Raw genomic sequence first — 21,179 nt, 5'->3', positions numbered from 1 at the left:
GAACGCGACAACGCGCCCACGCTAACTGCAAAAGTTAGCATAAACAACTTGCCAGCCTATAGCGGTAGTATTAACTTTCCATTAAATTACGACTTTCCGGCCGATTTCTTGTTGTGAATGGGCAGCCAGATAAAGGAAACGAGGCCCAGGATGCAGATCAGCACGGTCTGCGCGCCCCATATGATCCAGCCGAACGCCATGCCGATGGGGCCGGCAACATTGTACAGCAGAAGGGTTTTCTGTACGAGGAAGGGGTATACGCCGATGCCGCCGGGGCTAACGATCATGGCTACACTGCCCAGCGCCAGTACGGTCAGCGCGGCGGTGAGGCCGAGCTCCTGCGTAGCGGGCAGGCAAAGAAAACCGACGTACAGCATGGCCAGGTATTGCGCCCAGATCATCAGGGTATGGAACAGGAACCAGCCGAGTTTTCTGCCGTCCATTTTCCCGATCGACAAAAAACCGTCCATCACGCCGCGCAGCAGCGCCCGGAGTTTGATAGCGGCTTTGGAGGCGGCGAAACGCTTCAGCAGGTAGATGACCACACCGATAACGACCAGTACGATGCCCAGCAGCACCAGCAGCTGGGTGACGTTGGCATTGGCGATCTTCTGTTCGAGGGCGGGCCATACTTCGGCGGAGAGGTAGGCGGACACGATGTCGAGCTGGAGCAAAAAACACAGCAGGAATACAATGGCCAGGCACACCAGGTCCAGCGCCCGTTCGGCGATCATGGTGCCGATGAGTTTGTCGGCCGGGATTTTTTCGTAATTGGCCAGTACCCCGCACCGGGCGATTTCTCCCAGCCTGGGCACCCCCATATTCACGAGATAACCCACCATGACGGCAAAAAAAGTATTGAGCACGCCTGGTTTGTAGTGCTGGGTGTCGATAAGGATCCGCCAGCGCAGGGCGCGGGAAAGATGGCTGCCGATGCCGATGATGAAGGCAGGGACCACCAGCCAGTAGTTACCGCTCAGGAAGGCGTCCTTCACGTCCGCATAGTCCTTCGGCGTCATGTCCTTCAGGGCCAGCCATATCATGAGCAAGCCGATGCTTAAAAAGGCCAGGAATTTGAGAACGTTTTTAAGCGCTTTGGGCATGTGGACTGTTGACAGAATTACAATTTATTGCCTTCCTTCGGGAAGATGGCGATGGGCGTGAATTTTTTAGCTTCTTCGAAATCCATGGTGGCGTAGGAGATGATAATCACCACATCGCCGACTGCCACGAGGCGGGCAGCGGGACCGTTCATGCAGATGACGCCGGAGCCGCGCTTGCCTTTGATTACGTAGGTTTCAAGACGTTCGCCGTTGTTTACGTTCACCACCTGCACTTTTTCGTTTGTGATGAGGTTGGCGGCGTCCATCAGGTCCTCATCGATGGTGATGCTCCCTACGTAATTCAGATTGGCTTCCGTAATAACCGCTCTGTGAATCTTGGATTTGAGTACTTCGATCAGCATATTTCTGGTGTAGTCCGCAAAGGTAGAGGAATTTTATATATTAGAAAGAAGACCGGGCCAGTTTTATGAATTTGTTATGACGAAATGGTTGTTACCTTGCCATGACCTTGGGATGAGCCAGGTTTTAATGCATAAACAGGCTGAAGGTTGTCCTAATTACCGACCGGGACAATTCGCCCGGCAACTGAGGGTATCTATGCTCCTGGTATGCTCTTGGTATGCTTCATCTATGCTTTTGGTATGCTTTTGCTACCGGGAGGCCATGCATCAGATCAGCATATTGTCGATCAGCCGTATTTCCCCCAGTTTGGCGGCGGTCAGCGCCACCATCTGCCCGGGAATGGCTGTTTCAAGCAATTTCAGGTTGCCTGCATCGGCTATTTCCACATAATCCACCTGGAAACCAGCGTTTTGGAGTTGGTTGCGGGCGTTCTCCTTCAACGCGGGGAAGGGTAATAGCCGGGCCTTTTCTTTGATTTCCGTGAGGGTGCGGCTGATCTGTATGGCGGTTTGCCTTTGTTCCGGGCTGAGGCGCATGTTCCGGCTGCTCATGGCCAGTCCGCCGGTTTCCCGGAGGGTGGGGCAGATGTGCAGGGCGGTAGGGATGCCGGTGATTTCGAGGAGGCGCTTGATAATCATGCATTGCTGAAAATCCTTTTGTCCCATAAACAGGGAGTCCGGCTGTACAATATCGAGCAGTTTGTGGACGATGATGCCTACACCCTGAAAGTGGTTCGGGCGGTGGGCGCCTTCGAGCACCGTTTCCACATACCCGAAGTCGTAATGAGGATGTTGCCCGTTCACCCCTTCGGGGTACATTTCCGACACGGAGGGTAAAAAAAGAATATCCGTACCGGCGGCCGTCAGTTTGATGATATCATCGTTTATTGTAATGGGATACTTTTCGAAGTCTTTCGGGTCGTTGAACTGGGTAGGGTTGACAAAAATGCTGCATACCACCACATCCGCCGCCGCTCTGGCAGTCTCTATCAGTGAAATATGCCCTTCATGAAGGGCGCCCATCGTGGGTACAAATCCAACCCGTTTCCCTGCCTTTTTTACCTGCTCCAGGTGGTCCTGAAGCGCCACACGCTGTTTGAATAGATACATAAACCTTTGCTTAAAAGGATGTTAAAAGTGACAAATTGGCCCTTTTTACCTAAAAATTTCGTAGTTTTGCAAGCCAAATTAAAAATAACTGCATTAATAATCAGCTTTAAATGTCCACAAAGAAAAGAATTCTTTTTATTGCCCAAGAGATGTCGCCGTACCTGGAGTTGAGTGATTATGCGGCAATGGTGAATAAAATGGCGATCAAATCTAACGAGGCCGGTCTTGAAGTAAGGGTTATCATGCCGAGGTTTGGCAATATCAATGAAAGAAGGCACCGCCTTCATGAAGTGGTCCGCCTTTCGGGTATCAATATTGTGATTGACGGGGACGATTACCCGCTGATCATCAAAGTGGCATCGCTGCCGAATGCAAGGCTGCAGGTTTATTTCCTGGACAATGAAGATTATTTCAAGCGCAAGGCCGTGTTTGCGGACGACGACGGCAAGTTTTACGAGGATAATGCAGCCCGTGAGATATTTTTCTGCAAAGGTGCGCTGGAGACCGTCAAGAAATTCGGCTGGCCTCCGGACATTATTCATTGCAGCGGCTGGATGACTTCCCTCATCCCCGTATACCTCAAAACGGCTTATAAGAAAGAACCCGTTTTCGCCCATTCAAAAACGGTATTTTCACTGGAACCCAATTCTTTCAAAGAGAAACTGGGCGCCTCCTTCCTGAAAAAAGCCATTATCAGCAACCAGATTAAGGAAAAAGACCTGGAATTATATAAAGAAGGCACCAACACCGCCCTTAACAGGGGCGCTGCCAAATACGCCGATGCGGTGGTACTGGGCAGCGACAAGGTAGACAAAAAGCTGGTGGAAGAACTGAAAGCCGAGAAAGGCAAGGTGATCATTCCTTATAAAAAGGATAACGACGACCTGGCCGATTACCTTCAACTGTATCACCAGTTACTCGGCGCCAAATAACCGGGAGCGTTAAAAATGAAAAGTTAAAATTGTCAGTAACTGCGGGAATTGGCCATTAACTTTTTATTTTTAACTTTTTCTTTTTGGGAACAGTGCTTTCATCGCAACAACAAAACCGATTCAAATCAAACACGTGAAGATCAATTTCAGGAACCTGGGTTATTTCGCAGCAGCCGTTTTTACGGGATTATATGCTTTTACGGGTTGTAACGAGGCCACCATTTTGGGGAAGGACCTTATTCCCGGCCCGGACAAAGTGAATGTTAAGGATACCACCATCAACAGCCTGATCACCCACAACATTGCCAAAGCGGATTCGGGCCTTCGTACCGGCGCCGATATCTATTCCAAAGCGCTGGGCAGCATCACCAACGACCCCATTTTCGGTAAATCATCCGGCCTTGTGTACCTGCAGGTGGGCCTTCCCGAAGAAAAGTTCACGTTCGCCGGCACCGGCCACATCCTCGATTCCGTGGTGCTTTACGTGGGTACCGATACCACCTGGTTCGGCGAGAACAAGCTGATGAACCTGAAGGTGTACCAGATGAACGAGCCCAACTTCAAAATCGACTCTTATTATACTTATACTAGACCGCTTTCTTACGATCAGACCAAGATGATCGGGAATTTTTCCACCTACCCGGTGTACCCGAAAGATTCGATGGATATTTACGGGGAGCGGAAACCGCCGGTGCTGCGCATTCCGCTCAGCAACGCGTTCGGTAATACCCTGCTGCAACAGCGGGCGGATGCGGCTTTCCTGAACGACTCCGCGTTCAAGGTATTTCTCAACGGCCTGGCCATCGTGCCAGATACAACGATCAGCACCACCATGCTGTATCCCATCCTCAACAATGGCCAGACCCGCCTGACGGTTTATTACAAGAACAGCGAAAACGACTCCCTGAAGGCGGAATTCCCCTTCAAGGCGTCCAGCAGCGCGCACGGCAACTACTTCGTGCGGAACTGGTACCACAACAACGCCGAGATTTCCAAATACCTCAATACCAACAAACCCGAAGGCGACAGCCTCATCTTCCTGCAGGAAGCCCCCGGTACTTACACCAATGTACAGCTGCCGGGCCTGGAGAACTTCCCCAAAGCCGTGATCAATACGGCTGAGCTGATCATTACGGAAGTATCGAGCGGGTTGCAGGGGAAAGACGATCTGTTCGGAGAACCGACCCAGCTGATGCTGTACCGGTATGTGACGCACGACAGTCTTGGTTTCATTGCCGACTACGGTAACCCGCAAAGGCCCGACCTGGCTCACTTCGGTGGTAATAGAACCGTCATTTCTGACGTAGGCGGCATAAAAGTTGTTCAATATAAGATTAATATTGCACGGCATTTACAGTTCATCGTGGATAAGAAGCTGGAGAATTCGGTGCTGAAACTGGAGCCGCTCTCTAACAGGTACAACATAGACATGCGGAGAGTTAAAGCGGGTGGAGGCAATGCAGTGCCGCCGGCCAACCTGAAATTAAGAATCATTTACACTCAACTATAATCATCAGAATTCTCTACTTATGCCGTATTTATTTACGTCCGAGTCCGTTTCAGAAGGACACCCCGACAAAGTTGCCGACCAGATTTCCGACGCGCTGATTGATAACTTCCTGGCATACGATACGACTTCGAAAGTTGCCTGCGAAACGCTGGTAACGACCGGCCAGGTAGTACTGGCAGGTGAGGTGAAATCAGATGCTTACCTTGATGTGCAGGACATTGCCCGCGAAGTAATCCGTAAAATCGGTTACACCAAGAGCGAATACATGTTTGAAGCGAATTCCTGCGGTATCCTCTCCGCCATCCACGAGCAATCGCCCGACATCAACCAGGGTGTTGACCGTAAGAACCCGGAAGAACAGGGTGCCGGCGACCAGGGGATGATGTTCGGTTACGCTACCAAAGAAACCGAGAACTACATGCCTTTGGCGCTCGACCTGGCGCACAAGCTGCTCATTGAGCTGGCCGCACTCCGCCGCGAGAACAAAGAGATCACTTACTTGCGCCCCGACGCGAAATCTCAGGTAACCATCGAATATTCTGACGACAACCAGCCGATCCGCATCGATACCATCGTTATTTCCACCCAGCACGATGATTTCGCAGCCGACCAGCAGATGCTCGACAAAATCAAACAGGACATGATCAACATCCTGATCCCCCGCGTGAAAGCTTCCCTGAAGCCCGAACTGCAGGCCCTGTTCACCGATAAAATCACTTACCACATCAACCCCACCGGCAAATTCGTGATCGGTGGCCCGCACGGCGACACCGGCCTCACCGGCCGCAAGATCATCGTAGATACCTACGGTGGTAAAGGCGCTCACGGCGGTGGTGCATTTTCCGGTAAAGATCCTTCCAAAGTAGACCGCTCTGCGGCATACGCTACCCGGCACATTGCCAAAAACCTGGTAGCTGCCGGTGTTTGCGATGAAGTGCTGGTACAGGTATCTTACGCCATCGGCGTTGCGAAACCCTGCGGCGTGTTCGTGGATACCTACGGTACTGCCAAGGTGAAACTGAACGACGGTGAGATCGCACGCAAAGTGGAAGCGATTTTCGACCTCCGCCCGTACGCCATCGAACAGCGCCTGAAACTGCGCAACCCGATGTATGCTGAAACGGCCGCTTACGGTCACATGGGCCGCGAAAACAAGGTGATCACCAAAGTATTCAACGCGGGTAAAAAATCAGAGAAGAAAGTGGAAGTGGAACTGTTTACCTGGGAGAAACTCGACTACGTAGAAAAAGTGAAACAGGCTTTCGGTCTGTAAGCCCGGCAAGATATAACGCATAAAAGGCCCCGGAGTTGCTCCGGGGCCTTTTTAATTATTTTTAGTCAGGTTGCTGACGTTAGGTTATAATGCTACTGCGCCACACTGTCCCGGCCGTTCCGGAGGTACCGGTACACCATCGGATTAATGAGGGCCGGTTGCTCGTAATGCGGCATATGGCCGGCCCGGTCTACCGTCTGCACCAGCAAGCTGGGGTAATGCTGCTGGTAGCGCGGCACATTTTCGTCCGGGAAAAAGGGATCCTGCCTGCCGTAAATAAGGAGAATATTATCCGGCCTTATCTTGTCCAGCAGAAATAACTGGTCCTGGTTCAGCATATGCTGCCAGGTGGAGAGGGTGATATATTTGTAACCTTCAAAGTTCATGAAATAACGCAGCCGTTCGGCATACTTATCGAAGGCGGACTGGTCTACGAATTCTTTGCGCTGGTTCTCGACCGAGCGGGGATACCAGTAGCCTGTCATCAGCAGCGGCGCGAGCACGGGCACTTCGAGCGCTTTACTGGGCCGCAGGTCACCGCTGGCGGCGGGCGCCAGCAACGCCATTCTTTTTACCTTACCAGGGTGGAGATTCGCATAATCCAGTGCAATGGAGCCCCCCATAGACATGGCCACCACATCGAAGGGGGTGTTAATGTGCAGGGTGTCGATCAATTGCTCCAGCTGGCGGCGGAAGAGGGCCGGGTTATAGGTCACGCGCGGCCGGTCGGAATAACCCCTGCCATACAGGTCGTAAAGAAGGATGCGGTAGCCTCTCTCGAGGAAATAGGGCGCGGTGTACTTCCATACTTCCATCCCGGTGGTGCCGCCGCCATGAACGAAGATGATGAGCTGGCCCGTGTCCGGCCCCATCAGGCGGTAGTGCACCATACCTTCGGCCAGCTGTAAAAAGCTGCCTGGGGCGTTTTTCCGCGTTTCGGCATTCAGCTCCTCGGTTTCCTGCCCACGGGCAATATACCAGTAAACAGCCGCGCCGGTGAGGGCAGCGCCGAGGCATATGTAAAGAAGAAGCCTGAGCAAACGTTTCATCGTTTATATTGAAGCATCCATTCGTAAATACTGGTCCCGTTCTCGCGGAAGGCCGGGTTGAAATACTTTTCCCAGCAACAATGCGCGTGGTCGCCAACGCTCAGCCTTGTAAGGCCGCGTTTGTATTTGTTGGTGCTGTCGATGTACATTTTAGTACGGTCGTAAAAAAATGATTCCTGGGCGCCGGCAAAGTACCAGGTAGGCAAATTGGCTTTGGCCGTGTTGCGGAAACTGCTCATGTTGGGCTCTTCAATTGCGGCAGGGGACATATTCACTGCCGCTGCCAGGCGTTTGGACAGCCTGGCGTCTGTTACGGCCATCGCTACAGCCCATCCGCCGGCGCTGTAACCGGTAATATATATGCGGGTGGAGTCGATAGGGTACCGTTTCAGCACATCATCGAGCACATTGTTCACCTGGTCTGGTGATAACCCCCAGCTGTCGGAGAGCGGCGCCAGTATGATGAACTTGTACCGCTTCCCGTCTTTCGGGTTCACCGCTTCGATCTTTTTCCCTTCATGCACCTGGCGGGTAACGCCCTGGCGGAATACTTTGCTGACGTCGTCGCCGGCAATACTCTTGCCGTGCATGCAAAGGATGAGGGGTAACCTTTCGCCCTTCGCTGCCTCCGGCAGATAAATCACGGCCGGGCGTTTGTGCCAGGGCGTCGTTTTTACCTCGATCCGCTGAAAAGGCGCCAGGGTAACCGGAGCGGCCTGTTTGGCCGCTTTTGCTTTGGATTGTGCCATTGTTCCCTGCGCTGCCAGTAGCAGGAGGGCAGTTGTGAAATGCTTCATTTTTGTCCGGCTTATAATTTCATCAGAACGTCTTCCATAGTGGTGCCTATGATGCCTTCCAGCGTCAGTTTGGATTCGCGCAGGTCGCGTTCCAGCGTGATCTTGCGCACCATTTCGGTGTTGTAAATGCGGTAAGAAGCATTGAGGGCTTCCACGGTGGCCTCTGTTTCGCCTTTGGAGAATTTGGCCTCCGTTGTTTTGTAATTGGTGTAAGCATCTTCCAGCAAGGGGAGGTGCAGTTCCAGCATCTGCTTGTTGGCGGAATACTCTTCGTAAGCGCGCAGTACGGCAGCTTTGATTTCCAGTCCTTCACGCTCTTTCTGTTTGGCAAAGATCTTTTTGTTGGTCTTGGCGATCTTCACCTCTGCGGGAACTGAAACGAAACGGCCCAGCGGTACCAGTATACCGAAGTTGTAACGGGGGTACAGCAGGTTGTTGTTGCCGGTGTTGGTGCCGTTTCTGTTAATCGTGAACTCATTCAGGTTGCCTGCGGCGGTCACCATGTCGAGCAAAGCGGCCTTGGCCCTGTTGGCTTCGTATTTGGTCAGTTCCTGCCGGAGATCGAGCTCCTGCAGGGCAGGGTTGGCAAGCGCCAGTTCTACAAGACGGACTTTCAATCTGGCTACATTAGGTGCATCGGCGGGAAGCGCCAGCAGAATGCTGGTGTCCTTTTTTTGTTGTGCGTGTGCGAGGCTGCCAACGCAAACGCTGAGCAGCAGAACGAAACATACTTTTTTCATGTTGCTTTCGTATTTGTGGATAATAAATATTTGGTTTTTATTGAAATGCCGGCAAAGGCATATACCATGATGGCGGATTCGAACAGCCCGGTGGTTTCCTGGGCGTATTGCCCTACCACACCGGCAAACAGCGCACCTGCCACACCGATGAGCAGCAATTTGTCTATCTGTTCCCTGGCCCTGAAATAGTTCTTGACGGCGTAGCAGAGCATCATATACAAATAGAGGCATGTCAGGATGAGGCCTATCCAGCCTTGTTCGAGGGCTGTGCGGAGGTACCCGCTGTCTGGCGGAAAGCCGGCCAGCACGTGCCCCGGGTTGTATTTTTCACCCTCCACACCTGCGGTCATCAGGCCGCCACCGATGGGGTGCTGGTAGATGTAAGGTTGTATGCGGTGCCGGTTCACATCCCGCACGTTCAACGACTCGTCGGAATTGGAACCGACAAATGCGGTGCGCACCCGCACAATGGTGGGGTTGCTGTGGAAGGGCCCGAAAAGGATAGCCAGGAAGGCAAGCCCGAACACCATTGCACCGATGATCGTATTACGGTTATGAAGGTTGGCCAGGAAAAAGATCAGCAGCCCCATGGGCACCATCACGTACCCCGTTCGTGTTCCGGAATAACCGAGCGCCAGGATCTGTAATACCAGCGCCACAAAAAGCAATAGTTTTTTGCCGGCCGAAATGGTTTTGGCGGAAGCCGTGAGCAGTGGCGCTATAATAGCTGTGCAGCAGGCCAGTATGATACCGAGCACAGCGGGGTCCGACAAAAAGGAGAACACACGCGTGCCCGTTAAAAGGACCACGGTCTTGAATTTGTCCGGGTAGAGGGATATATACCTTCTTTCAAACGGAAGCAGTCCCACCCATTCCTGGATACATGCATAAACGGCAGCCAGCGTACACATGGTGATCCAATACTTAAAGAAGGTGCGCAGGTCCTGCATCGAATTGATCATTTTGATGGAAAGCAGCACCAGGATCATATTGCGCAGGTAAACCCTCGTAAAGAGCCGGGTACCACCCGTGGTGATAGCGTTCGGGTTAAGGAACTGCAGCAACAGGTAGGCGCCGTAAATGGTGAATACGATGATCAGCGGATCACGCAGCAGGGGAACTTTCACCAGTTCGTCGCGGCGCCTGCTGAAGATGCTGCCCAACAGGGTACATCCCAGCAGCACGTCCTGTATAACCCCCACCGGAAATTCAGCGCCGGCCATGCGTTCCAGCAGCCGGATGGTGAAGCAGACCGTGATGACGATGTAATATCCCAGGCGGTAATTGGTCAGGCATACCACGCAGGTGGCGGCGCCCATGATGCCCCCCAGTACCATGAAGCTGTACTTCAGTTCCATGGAACCGACCCAGGTCAATGCCGGTATCAGCAGTGCCAGCAAGGAAAAGATCAGTACGGGTAATATGTTTTTTTTACTCAGTTGCATGCCCGGAATATTACAGGAATACGATTTTTACAGCCAGAAAAATCATCACCATCCCGATGAACAGGAGAATGAGAAACTGGTGCAATGATTCGCTGACTACTTTTTTTTCTTTTTTCATCATCAATCGGCTTTATTACTGGCTGGATTTGCTGAACGGCGTTCCGGCAGGCTCCCCTTGAAGAGGAAGCCGAACTTCAGACGTATCAGCAAACGGTAAGCGACAATGGACAAATAAATGGACAAACCTATCAGCAACACCAGCAACAGCGTGTTGGTGGTCAGGCTTCCAAAAGCCCCGGTGCGGTACAGGATATGCCTGAGCAAAGAGGAAATGGAAACATGCAGGAGGTAGATATAAAGCGAATACTTACCGATGGTCTGAAGGAACTTCAGGTAACCGTGCTTCACCAGGAAAAGGGAGAGCACGGTCACGAAGAGACTTCCGAAAACCGCCACTATCAAAAACAAATAGAGGTTCATGTCCTGGTGCAGCAGAAAATAATACTGCAACGCTGCAAATACGGGCAGCAGCATCAGCAGCAACCGGCCCTGCGACAACTTTTCCTGGACATCGGCATTCAGCAGCCAGGCTGAGCTGACCTGGCCGATGGCAAAGAAAATATAGTGCAACGCGATATCGTAAAAAGTGCTATAGTCTTTCACCAATGGAGCAAGTCCCAGCAATATCAGCCCAATCAGCAGTTGCCATTTCGTGTGCCCTTTCAGCAGCATGGAAATGCACAGGTACAGCACCGACACATTGAACAGCAGGAACAGGTACCACAGCTGATCAAGCGCCCGCGGCTGCAGCAGGATGTTGAAATAATCCGCGGCCGTGCGTTGTGAGTTGGTATATTCTGCGAACGATATCTGCAAGCTGATCTGTATTATGGCCCAAAGCAGGTAGGGGTAGAGCAGGGTGTTCATTTTGTTGATCACAAACTGGCCCGCACCATACCGCAGAAGGCTTCTGCTGAAAAAAACGCCTGAGAGTGCTACAAACAACGGAATACGGAAACTGTACAACATGTCGTTACAATCTTTTACCCACATTGGCAATTCCACGGTAGACATGAACAGGCCGTGGGCAATGTGGCGGTATACAACCAGGATGATGGCGATGCCTTTGGCGCAATCAATCCAGTCGTACCGCCCTTTACCAGTGGCAGTTATATGGGGTGTTACATGCATTACACTTCTTTAAATTTACAGCTCCAGGAAGTCTTCATTCACATTGTTCAGTACGGCGCCGACAAATTTGTCGCCAAGCTGGTGAAGGAAGTCGATGGAGTCTTTATCTATTTGTTTAACAGTTGCTTTGGAGGAGAAGATGGCGATGACGCCATCGGCATATGCCGCAAGCTCCTTGCTGTCTGTGTAATCGTTCAGCGGCGCGCCTTCCATGAGAATAAAATCGTAGTGCAGCTTCAGTTGCGGCAGATAATTGAGCAGGTGATTTTTGGGAAGGATCTCAGACGGGGTATAGTCGCCGCCTTTACATCCGATCACCTCGATGTTATCGACAGAATACGTGGTCACTATTTCTTTCACTTTGTCTATACTGAATTCGTTTGGAGGAACATTAAACGTTTCGAGCATGGGGCGTGCTTCCATCTGCAGGGTAATGTCGTTGTTGCAGAAGTTGGTATCGATCACCAGTACTTTTCGGTTGCTGAGGCTGAGGCTGTAGGCTACTGCCTGTGTCAGGGTCGTTTTACCCTGCTGGGGTTCTGTGCTGGTGAACAAAAACACCTGTTTGCCGCTGCTTTCAAGCGCATACCGCAATTTACGAAGCATTTCGCGGAAAATGTTCTCCCGCTTCATAATGGTTTCGTCTTTGCGGTTGCCCTGCAATACATCCAGTACGGCATGTTTGCGGAGGTTGGCGTGGTTCACGGTGCTGATCAGCTTCAGGTCTACCGAGCGGCCGAAAACGGACGGCGATTTAATAGATGAATCAAGGAACTCCACCAGCAGTATGCACATGGCCACCAGCATGAAAGCAGACACGCCGGAGAGGCCCATGATGATCAGGCGGTGGGAGGGTTCCGGTTTGAAGGCGGGCTGGCCTTTGAGGGTCTGCCGGAAGCCGTCTTGCGGTACTGTGCGGTTATCCAGCGCGGAGTTGAGCCGTTCCTTCAGTTTGGTATATTCTTCCTGCGCAAGGGTCACCTCCTGCGTCAGGGACGACACCGTGGCTTCCTTATTGGCAAATGAGCCGACAGATGAGCGAAGGCGGGATATTTTGCTTTCGAGGTTGGAAATATTCAGGTTGGAAGCGCTAAGCTCGGCCTGTAAGTTCTGTTTGCGGGCAATCAACTCTTCTTTGGAAGTGCTCTTGCTGGTAGTGCCGGTGCCTTCGGCCAGCGCTTTCTGCAGCTGCCCGCGCAGGGTTTTGATCTTGTCTGCCAGCGCCTGGTCGCTTGAGCCGCCGCGGAGGTACTGATCGTTGAGGTCGTTCAGCTGGTTGCGGAGGGTCACCACGTTGTTGTTGGAACTATACACGGTTTTCCCGCTGTTCAGTTCTACGAGTTGTGCGTTCACGTTGGCGAGCGAAGATTGCAGCGTGTTATTATTGGACTTTTCGTCGAAGAGCGATTTTTCGAATTGTTTGATCAGATCCCATTCGTTGCCGCTGGCTACGTCTACATTCAATACCCCCTGGGAGGATTTGTACATCCGCAGCGCTTCAAGTTTGGTATCCAGCTCCATTTTTTTCTGGTTGACGAGCGCTTCGAAGGTTTCCACGTTTTCGATCGATCTTTCGGAACGGGAGCTTCTGTAATACCGGAGGAATTCCTTGAACAGGGTGTTCACCACATAGGCAGAAAGCTCCGGATTTTCGGAACGGTAAATGATGTCGATATAATCCGTTTTTTGGAGACGGCCCACATACAGCATTTTGCGGATGGACTCAACGTCGTATTTATAGAGCTTGAGGAATTCCATGATCTTCCTTTCTTCCGGATGATAAGAGGAAAGGATGGTAAGGGAGTCCAGCTTTTCTTTACAGATCCGGAGGGCGGCCTCACGGTTGAATTCACGGAAGGCTTTGGATTCCCTGTCCGCATTTTTCAGGTGGATAAAAGGTTTGTTGCTGGTCAGATCATGCAGCAGCAGGTTGCATGAAAGAAAGCTGATCACCAGCGGGGAATTGATGGTCTGAACAACGTTATCGAACTTCACATCGGCCTCCATCAGGTTCAGGTTCTCCTCACGCAGCCTTACCTGGTCGCTGGTGGTGAATCCGGTGGAAATCTGAGACACGGATACATATAGCCGGGGCTTAAGCATAGTCAGTACGAAGGCTATGCAAACGGCTGCCACTGCACTCAGGACGAGCCACCATTTTTTCTTTAATAGTGCCTTTAAGAAATATGTAATATCCATAAATTTTATTTTCTATTTTAATATGTTCGAAAACAAAGCAGGCATAAAATGCGGTTTTAAACAGCAGTATTATGCTTAACGTTTTTTCAGAAATTCAAAGGAATGGCAGTACTTTAATTCACTGATTGAAAGTGAAGGCTTTTGGGAGGATAAGGTTATCGTCGGGTGCAAAATTAAAACAAATGTCCGATTTCAAATGGGAAATACCAAGGGGGAGATGATAACAAATCCTGGGTTATGCATATGCCGCTGACTGGCAGGCATAGCTGCGTCCTGGTATATCCGGTTCTAGCAACGAAATTAGAACAGAAAATAAATTGTTTGAAATTTATTGCGCGAAGTGTCAGAAATAGTTAGGGAACGCACAGTTTAGGGGGATGAAGTAAAAAACAAAGGCCTGGTATTTACCAGGCCTTTGTTTTTTACTTAAAGTGTTGATTCTTTATCTTTTAAGTAGTTTGATCACTTTGGATTCACCCGTTGATGCGGATACTTTCAGCAGGTAGAAACCTTTGACATGGAGGTAATTGGCTGTGTGCAGTCTGAAGGTGGATTTGCCTGCAGGCACATTGCTTCTTGCCTCCCTGTGGCTGATGCGGCCGGTGATATCGAAGAACTCGAACTGCACATGGGCTTCTTTCCGGAGCTCTACGTCCACAGACAGTTCATCCTGAACAGGGTTCGGGTAGGCCGCCAGGGTCAGTTCTGTCGCCTGGGCCGTAGCGTTATTGTTCTTGTCGGCATCGCGGGCAAATGCCAGCTGGCCACCACCGCCGCCGCCTTGTGCGGCAACGTCCACCTCGATAGCATTGAGATAGCCTACCTGTCCGCCGGAAGGCACTGACAGGGTGAAGACGATCTCACCGGCTGCGTTCGGGGTGAGGTTTTCGAAGCTCACGACATTGGCCGTGTTGTTGTGCACGTACAGCGTCTTGGTCACAGTGCCTACCGTGTATTCGGTGGACCCATTGTCCGGTTGCGGAGCCCACCATTTGCTGCTGCCGAAGAATTTCAGCGAGTAGGTGCGGGTGGGGTCGAGACCGGCCAGTTTGGCGTTGATGGTGCTAGGCCCGTTGAATACGCCTGGCAGGTTGCCGAAGTACAGGAACTCGCTCATCACTGCATCCGGGTATACACCGGAGTTGTTACCGGTAACAGCGCCTTCGGTATATGTTGCCCACCACCAGGTGTCGAACACGAGCCGTGCTGAAGTGGTTTCACCTCTGTCATTTACCAGGTTGTTGGTGGTCTGGCTGGTGGCGTTATTCCACGGCGCCGGAGCAGAGGTTACGGACTTGATGTTGATCAGGAACTTGTAGCCCGGGTTAGCGCCGGGAGGTGTCACTTCAAGGTTGAAACGAACGGTATCTGCCGCGTTCTGCGGGTCGGTCACGATCGCGCCGATGTTATTGTAGGTACCTGCGCTGCCAACAGGGGGGGTAAACCGGAGTTGTGTGCCAACAATGGTCACGAAGGCCGGCGCATTCACCAGGCTGTAGCTGAGCACATCACCGTCGGCATCCGTAGCCGAGAGGTTCACATTCGTCGTGCTGCCTACGGCAACGCTCTGGTTGGCAACTGCTGCCAGTTCCGGTGCATGGTTCACCGGCGGCACACCGCCCTCGGCGCCTGCGTTGATTTCGATCGCACTGAGGAAACCTACCTGTCCGCCGGCTGGTACAGCCAGGTTGAAGGCGATCTCTCCGGCAGCGTTCGGCGTCAGGTTGGCGAATACGGCCAGGTTGCTGGTATTGTTATGGGTGTACAGCGGTTTGGTCACGCCACCGATGGTGAAGTTGGTGGTACCATTGTCCGGCTGCGGTGCTCCCCACTGGCTGCCTGCCATGAATTTCACCGTGTAGGCACGGTTGGTTTCGAGGCCGGTGATTTTGCCGTTGATGGAGCTGGGAGAACTGAATACGCCGGGCAGTGAGCCGAAGTACAGATATTCAGCCAGTACCGCATCGGGATACACACCGGAGTTGTTGCCGGTCACAGCGCCCTGGTTGTGGGTTGCCCACCACCAGGTATCGAAAGTGAGGCCAGCCGTGGTGGTTTCACCGTTGTCGTTCACGAGGCTGCCAGTAGTCAGGCCGGTCACGTTGTTCCACGGTGCGGGAGCGGTATTGCTGCCTTTGATATTGATAAAGATCTTGTAGCCGGTAGCCGCACCTGCCGGTGTTACGGTCAGGTTGAAGCGGGTGGTGTCGGCGTTGTTATGCGAGTCTTTCGCTATTACGCCGATGTTGTTATAGCTGCCGGCGTTGCCAGCCAGCGGAGCAAAGCGGAGTTGTGTGCCGGTAATGGTCACAAAGGCCGGTGCATCCACCACGCTATAAGTGATGTTGTCTCCTTCCGGATCAACAGCGGAAACGGTCACATTTGAAATCGCTCCTTCCTGCACGCTCTTGTTTGTGATGGCGGTCATGACGGGCGCCTGGTTAACAGGCGGTTCGCCCGCACCACCGGCATTCACTTCAATCGCGCTGAGGAAACCTACCTGTCCGCCGGCCGGTACAGCCAGGTTGAAGGCGATCTCACCGGCAGCGTTCGGTGTCAGGTTGGCGAATATGGCCAGGTTGCTGGTGTTGTTATGGGTGTACAGCGGTTTGGTGATACCATTGATGGTGAAGTTGGTGGTACCATTGTCCGGCTGCGGTGCTCCCCACTGGCTGCCTGCCATGAATTTCACCGTGTAGGCACGGTTGGTTTCAAGACCGGTGAGTTTGCCGTTGATGGAGCTGGGAGAACTGAATACGCCGGGCAGTGAGCCGAAGTACAGGTATTCGCCCAGTACTACGTCAGGATACACACCGGAGTTATTGCCGGTCACAGCACCCTGGTTGTGGGTTGCCCACCAGTAGGTATCGAAGGTGAGGCCCGCGGTGGTGGTTTCACCGTTGTCGTTGACGAGGCTGCCGGTCGTCAGGCCGGTTACGTTGTTCCACGGCGTCGGAGCGGTATTATTGCCCTTGATATTGATAAAGATCTTGTAGCCGGTAGCTGCGCCTGCCGGTGTTACGGTCAGGTTGAAGCGGGTGGTGTCGGCGTTGTTATGCGAGTCTTTCGCTATTACGCCGATGTTGTTATAGCTGCCGGCGTTGCCAGCCAGCGGAGCAAAGCGGAGTTGTGTGCCGGTAATGGTCACAAAGGCCGGTGCATCCACCACGCTATAAGTGATGTTGTCTCCTTCCGGATCAACAGCGGAAACGGTCACATTTGAAATCGCTCCTTCCTGCACGCTCTTGTTTGTGATGGCGGTCATGACGGGCGCCTGGTTAACAGGCGGTTCGCCCGCACCACCGGCATTCACTTCAATCGCGCTGAGGAAACCTACCTGTCCGCCGGCCGGTACAGCCAGGTTGAAGGCGATCTCACCGGCAGCGTTCGGTGTCAGGTTGGCGAATATGGCCAGGTTGCTGGTGTTGTTATGGGTGTACAGCGGTTTGGTGATACCATTGATGGTGAAGTTGGTGGTACCATTGTCCGGCTGCGGTGCTCCCCACTGGCTGCCTGCCATGAATTTCACCGTGTAGGCACGGTTGGTTTCAAGACCGGTGAGTTTGCCGTTGATGGAGCTGGGAGAACTGAATACGCCGGGCAGTGAGCCGAAGTACAGGTATTCGCCCAGTACTACGTCAGGATACACACCGGAGTTATTGCCGGTCACAGCACCCTGGTTGTGGGTTGCCCACCAGTAGGTATCGAAGGTGAGGCCCGCAGTGGTGGTTTCACCCCTGTCGTTCACAAGGTTGACAGTCGTCAGGCCGGTCACGTTGTTCCACGGTGCGGGAGCGGTATTGTTGCCTTTGATATTGATGAACAGATTGTAGTTCGGGGTAGGCTTATCGTTCACCGTGAGGGTGAATGATTTGGTGTCGATAGCGCCCTGGCTGTCGGTCACTTTCACTTCTACCGTGTAAGTGCCTGCATCTGCATAACCCGCGCTCACCAGCAGCCGCAAAGTATCGCCGGATCCTGTAACGGTAACAAAGGCCGGTTTCTGCAGTACGGACCAGGTGAAATGATCGGCAGCATTCGCATCTGTGGCAGTCACCGCAATGGTGGTGTCTTTACCCTCGTTGGCGGTTACGGCGCCAATAGCGGTAATGACAGGTGCAAAGTTGTCGTTCACCGTCAGGTTGAAATAAGTGGTGTCGGACGCGTTATGGCTGTCTTTCGCAATTACGCCGATGTTGTTATATACGCCCATGTCTGCGGCCAGGGGAGCGGCTGCCAGGTGCACATTGCCCGGGTCGGCCACTACCGTAATGAATGCAGGTGCGTTTAACAGGCTGTAAGTGATCGGATCGCTGTCCGGATCGCTCGCCTGTATAGCAATGTTAGTGGTTGTGCCGTAGCGGATGCTCTGGCTGGGAATGTTGCTGATCACCGGCGGGTTGCTCAGTGTCTTCGCTGAGTCCGCAGTGGCGTACGCAGACGCACCGCCCTCACCGATGGACCGTACCCTGTACCATGCAATGGTATTGGCGGCCAGGGTAGAATCATTCACGGTCACAACATTAGCGGCCGTTGTTTTCAGCAGCGAGTAGTTGTTCTGATCGTTCAGTGAACGGTATATTTCAAAGTTGCTTTCGTTGTTGGAAGCATCCGTCCACTGCAGTTTTACGACGGTTGTCGAAAGTGCAGTGGCGAGGAAAGCAGTGGGTGCTGCCGGCGGGAGCGGTTTAGCTCCTGTGGTGGCAGTGGCGGTACCGCTCATGGCGGATTCGCCATAAGTGCCGATCGCTCTTACGCGGTAGTAATATGCAGTGGTCTGGTTCAGGGCCGTATCCGTATACACCTTGATATTGGCCGCAACGGTGCCGACAATCTGGTAGGTACCGCCGCTGGTGGCACTTCTATATACTTCAAAACCGGTTTCGTTACTGCTGTTGTCGGTCCAGGCGAGGTTGATCTTGCTCCAGCCATTAGCGGTGGCAGTCAGGGCAGAAGGCGCTGCCGGTGCGGCGGTGCCGCCACTGGTAGAAACGGTGTCCATGAAATAGCCGCCAGGTATCAGCTGTTGCGTTACACCCAGCGTCGTATTGGTCCAGTATACTTTCATCGCCGAACCTCCGCCTTGCTGGAAGAAGGTGATGGCGATCGGGTATACACCAGCTGTCAGATTGTTGACGGTGCCTGATACGATCGATTCTCCATGTAGCCCGTCGTTGTTCACGGTTGCGGTGGCGGTATGGCTGTAGGTTCTATTGAAGTACAGCTTGCTGCCGTCGTCCGATCCGGTGGCGAAGGTATAGTTACCATCCACCGGGATGTGGATGTACCCGGTCCACAGGAAACCGAAGTTGGTGGTCCGGTTGCTGGGCACCGGCGTCAGGTCCGGAATAACGGTTTTGCCGGTTTTGTTCGCGGTGAGGTTGGCAAAATTCGGCAGTGTGCTCCAGGTACCCTGGTAATATTTGTAAGTGAGGTTCGCTTTCAGCGTTTTGGTGGTTACCTGGTTGCTGGCGCCGGACAGTTTGCCGGAGGCGTCTTTCGCTTTCACGTAAATATTATAGAATGTGCCTTCGTTGAGGCCGGTCAGTTGTGTTTTAGTAGTGGTGCCGCTAACGGTGGTTTGGAGTACGCCGTTTGCATAAATTTCATACCCGGTGATGCCGGCATCGTCTGTAGCAGCGTTCCATTGCAGGTATACAAAAGTATTACCGGTGCTCAGGAGCGTGAGGCTGGTGGGGATGGTGGGCGGAGTGGCATCGCCGGTGGTGGTGCCTTTTACTTCCACGGAAACCGCCGCTGCCGCGTTATCGTTCACGGGGCGTACGATGTAGAAGTAATTGGTGCCGGGCGTCAGGTTGTTATCCGTATAGGTCAGCACATCCGCCGCATTTTTAGCTACGAGCGTGTACGGGCCGCCTGCTGTGGCGGAGCGGTAGATCTCGAAATATTTTTCGTTGAACGGAGCAGAAACGTTCTGCGCCCAGTTCAGGGTGAGCGAGGTTTTGGTAAAGGCAGACACGATCAGGCCGCTGATGGGGTCAGGTCCGTTTGCGCCGTTGGCGTTTACGATCCTGAAAGTATCAGAATATGCACTTACACAAAGATTGGCAGCCTTCGCACGTACAACATAACCGCCAACCGCGGAAGCAGTGAGCGTGTTAGTGGTGCTCAGTACGGTGGTAGTGCCGGTTTTGATCCACTCGTATGTTTCCATACCTGCGGGTACCTGCAGGGCCACATTCGTAGCACCATTGGGAGCCGGGAATACATTAGTGGCCAATACGGCAGGAGAGATAATGGGCGGTGTGGTGGAGGGGCTGGCAGTAATCACCAACGGGGTGGGCGACCATTCCGTCCATCCTTCCGCCGTTTGGGCGCGCACACTGTAGGAACCGGTGCTGTTCACAACGATGGAGTTGCCGGTACCGGCAATGTCCACGCCGTCTTTACGCCACTGGTACGCCAAAAATCCTGGAGAAATACCAATGGTGGTGGATTCTCCTGGACAGAGCGCTGTTTTTTGGAAGAGGGCCTGCGGCAGCAAACGGTTGGCGCGTTTCAGATAACTGAAAAAGTCCGGTTCGGCCCAGGCGCTGTACCATACACTATGCGCTTCGTTGGGGTAAAAGGAGTAGGTCAACGTGCCGCCTGCGTTACGGATGGCATCGCGTACCAGACCGGCCGTATAAGGGGCCGGGTTATTATCGAGACCGCCCTGGAACATCCAGACGGGCATGAATTTTACTTTGTCTACATAAGACTGGCCGGTGTAGATGGTGGATGCCGCACACATGGGCAGTGAGCCGGCAGTCATCCAGGGGTAGCGGAACGTCCAGTCCCAGGTACCGAGGCCGCCGTGCGAAAGTCCATTGACACACACTCTGTTCAGGTCGGCCTTCACACTTAATGCCATGGAATCCAGCAGTACTTTGATATTGTCAAACAACGGATTGCCCCAGGTACCGTCCTGGCTTTGGGCGTAGAGCAGGAAACCATCGTAGGTACCGTTTTCCACTGCATTTTTCATCAGTTCGCCGCCATGAAGCAGTTGGAATTCGTTATCGTAAATAGTGCCGGCCTCACCCACACCGTGGAAAAACACCAGTACTGGATATTTCTTGCCGTCGCTTACGCCATGCTGATAAGTTTTAGGGAACTTCAGGCGGAAAGCCATGTTACGGAAAATATATGCTTTGTAGAGATCGGTGTTCCAGCCCATCCGCACGGTCCGAACCCATTTGGTGATTTTGTTGAAGTCTGGGGTAGGAGGGGGATTGCCGGAATTGTACGTAACGACGGGGTCAGCGGGATTAAGCTGTGCCACTGCCTGTACGGAGAATAACAGGATTACCTGTATGAACAGTAAGTGTAAAATTCTCTTCATAGAGATGTGTATTTGAGTGTATGTGTCAATCGGTTGAAAATGTCCATGGTAAAGAGAACACAGCTATAGCAACGCCATAGCGCACTTGTCACATGCTGCCGGGAGATTGATCACGAGGAGATG

13 protein-coding genes are annotated in these 21,179 nt (G+C 52.7%); 3 read left to right on the top strand and 10 right to left on the bottom strand.

All coding sequences use genetic code 11. The features are described from left to right. Nucleotides 1-86: 86 nt before the first annotated feature. The 3 genes from EGT74_RS14895 to panC form a co-directional block, all read right to left on the bottom strand. On the bottom strand, nt 87-1,103 hold the full coding sequence (locus EGT74_RS14895) for a lysylphosphatidylglycerol synthase transmembrane domain-containing protein (RefSeq protein WP_123847379.1): 1,017 nt from the start codon (nt 1,101-1,103) through the stop codon (nt 87-89). 17 nt (nt 1,104-1,120) lie between these two features. Then, entirely contained in the window at nt 1,121-1,465 is a 345-nt protein-coding gene (gene panD, locus EGT74_RS14890; RefSeq protein ID WP_123847378.1) for an aspartate 1-decarboxylase, read from the bottom strand. A 267-nt stretch (nt 1,466-1,732) separates the two neighbouring features. Continuing rightward, nucleotides 1,733-2,575: a pantoate--beta-alanine ligase gene (gene panC / locus EGT74_RS14885; RefSeq protein ID WP_123847377.1), complete on the bottom strand. Its 843-nt coding sequence runs from the start codon at nt 2,573-2,575 to the stop codon at nt 1,733-1,735. A gap of 110 nt (nt 2,576-2,685) precedes the next feature. On the opposite strand from panC, the gene EGT74_RS14880 reads away from it, so the two are divergent. From EGT74_RS14880 to metK, 3 genes are all read left to right on the top strand, one after another. After that, the gene (locus tag EGT74_RS14880) at nt 2,686-3,507 is read left to right on the top strand and encodes a glycogen/starch synthase (protein WP_123847376.1); all 822 of its coding nucleotides are present in this window, start codon (nt 2,686-2,688) and stop codon (nt 3,505-3,507) included. A gap of 133 nt (nt 3,508-3,640) precedes the next feature. Continuing rightward, entirely contained in the window at nt 3,641-5,017 is a 1,377-nt protein-coding gene (locus tag EGT74_RS14875) for a DUF4270 family protein (RefSeq protein WP_158618167.1), read from the top strand. Between the two features lie 19 nt (nt 5,018-5,036). Continuing rightward, the gene (gene metK / locus EGT74_RS14870; RefSeq protein WP_123847374.1) at nt 5,037-6,290 is read left to right on the top strand and encodes a methionine adenosyltransferase; all 1,254 of its coding nucleotides are present in this window, start codon (nt 5,037-5,039) and stop codon (nt 6,288-6,290) included. A gap of 92 nt (nt 6,291-6,382) precedes the next feature. Here metK and EGT74_RS14865 read toward each other — a convergent pair whose 3' ends face one another. The 7 genes from EGT74_RS14865 to EGT74_RS14835 form a co-directional block, all read right to left on the bottom strand. Next, entirely contained in the window at nt 6,383-7,339 is a 957-nt protein-coding gene (locus EGT74_RS14865) for an alpha/beta fold hydrolase (RefSeq protein WP_123847373.1), read from the bottom strand. Continuing rightward, nucleotides 7,336-8,136 carry a carboxylesterase family protein gene (locus EGT74_RS14860; protein WP_123847372.1) on the bottom strand — a complete coding sequence of 267 codons (801 nt, stop codon included), beginning with the start codon at nt 8,134-8,136 and terminating at the stop codon, nt 7,336-7,338. Before EGT74_RS14860 ends, EGT74_RS14865 begins: the two co-directional genes overlap by 4 nt. A gap of 11 nt (nt 8,137-8,147) precedes the next feature. Then, nucleotides 8,148-8,876 carry a TolC family protein gene (locus tag EGT74_RS14855; RefSeq protein WP_158618166.1) on the bottom strand — a complete coding sequence of 243 codons (729 nt, stop codon included), beginning with the start codon at nt 8,874-8,876 and terminating at the stop codon, nt 8,148-8,150. Further along, the gene (locus tag EGT74_RS14850) at nt 8,873-10,321 is read right to left on the bottom strand and encodes an O-antigen ligase family protein (protein ID WP_123847370.1); all 1,449 of its coding nucleotides are present in this window, start codon (nt 10,319-10,321) and stop codon (nt 8,873-8,875) included. Before EGT74_RS14850 ends, EGT74_RS14855 begins: the two co-directional genes overlap by 4 nt. A 120-nt stretch (nt 10,322-10,441) precedes the next feature. After that, nucleotides 10,442-11,512 carry an acyltransferase family protein gene (locus EGT74_RS14845; protein ID WP_123847369.1) on the bottom strand — a complete coding sequence of 357 codons (1,071 nt, stop codon included), beginning with the start codon at nt 11,510-11,512 and terminating at the stop codon, nt 10,442-10,444. A 15-nt stretch (nt 11,513-11,527) separates the two neighbouring features. Next, a complete protein-coding gene (locus EGT74_RS14840; RefSeq protein WP_158618165.1) occupies nt 11,528-13,588 on the bottom strand; it encodes a GumC family protein in 2,061 nt (686 codons plus the stop codon). A gap of 565 nt (nt 13,589-14,153) precedes the next feature. Next, nucleotides 14,154-21,056 carry a fibronectin type III domain-containing protein gene (locus EGT74_RS14835; protein ID WP_123847367.1) on the bottom strand — a complete coding sequence of 2,301 codons (6,903 nt, stop codon included), beginning with the start codon at nt 21,054-21,056 and terminating at the stop codon, nt 14,154-14,156. Nucleotides 21,057-21,179: the final 123 nt, after the last annotated feature.

It is taken from the genome of Chitinophaga lutea, from assembly GCF_003813775.1.
Lineage (GTDB): Bacteria > Bacteroidota > Bacteroidia > Chitinophagales > Chitinophagaceae > Chitinophaga > Chitinophaga lutea.
Note: the sequence above shows the minus strand (reverse complement) of the source record. Positions and strands in the feature narration are given on the sequence as shown.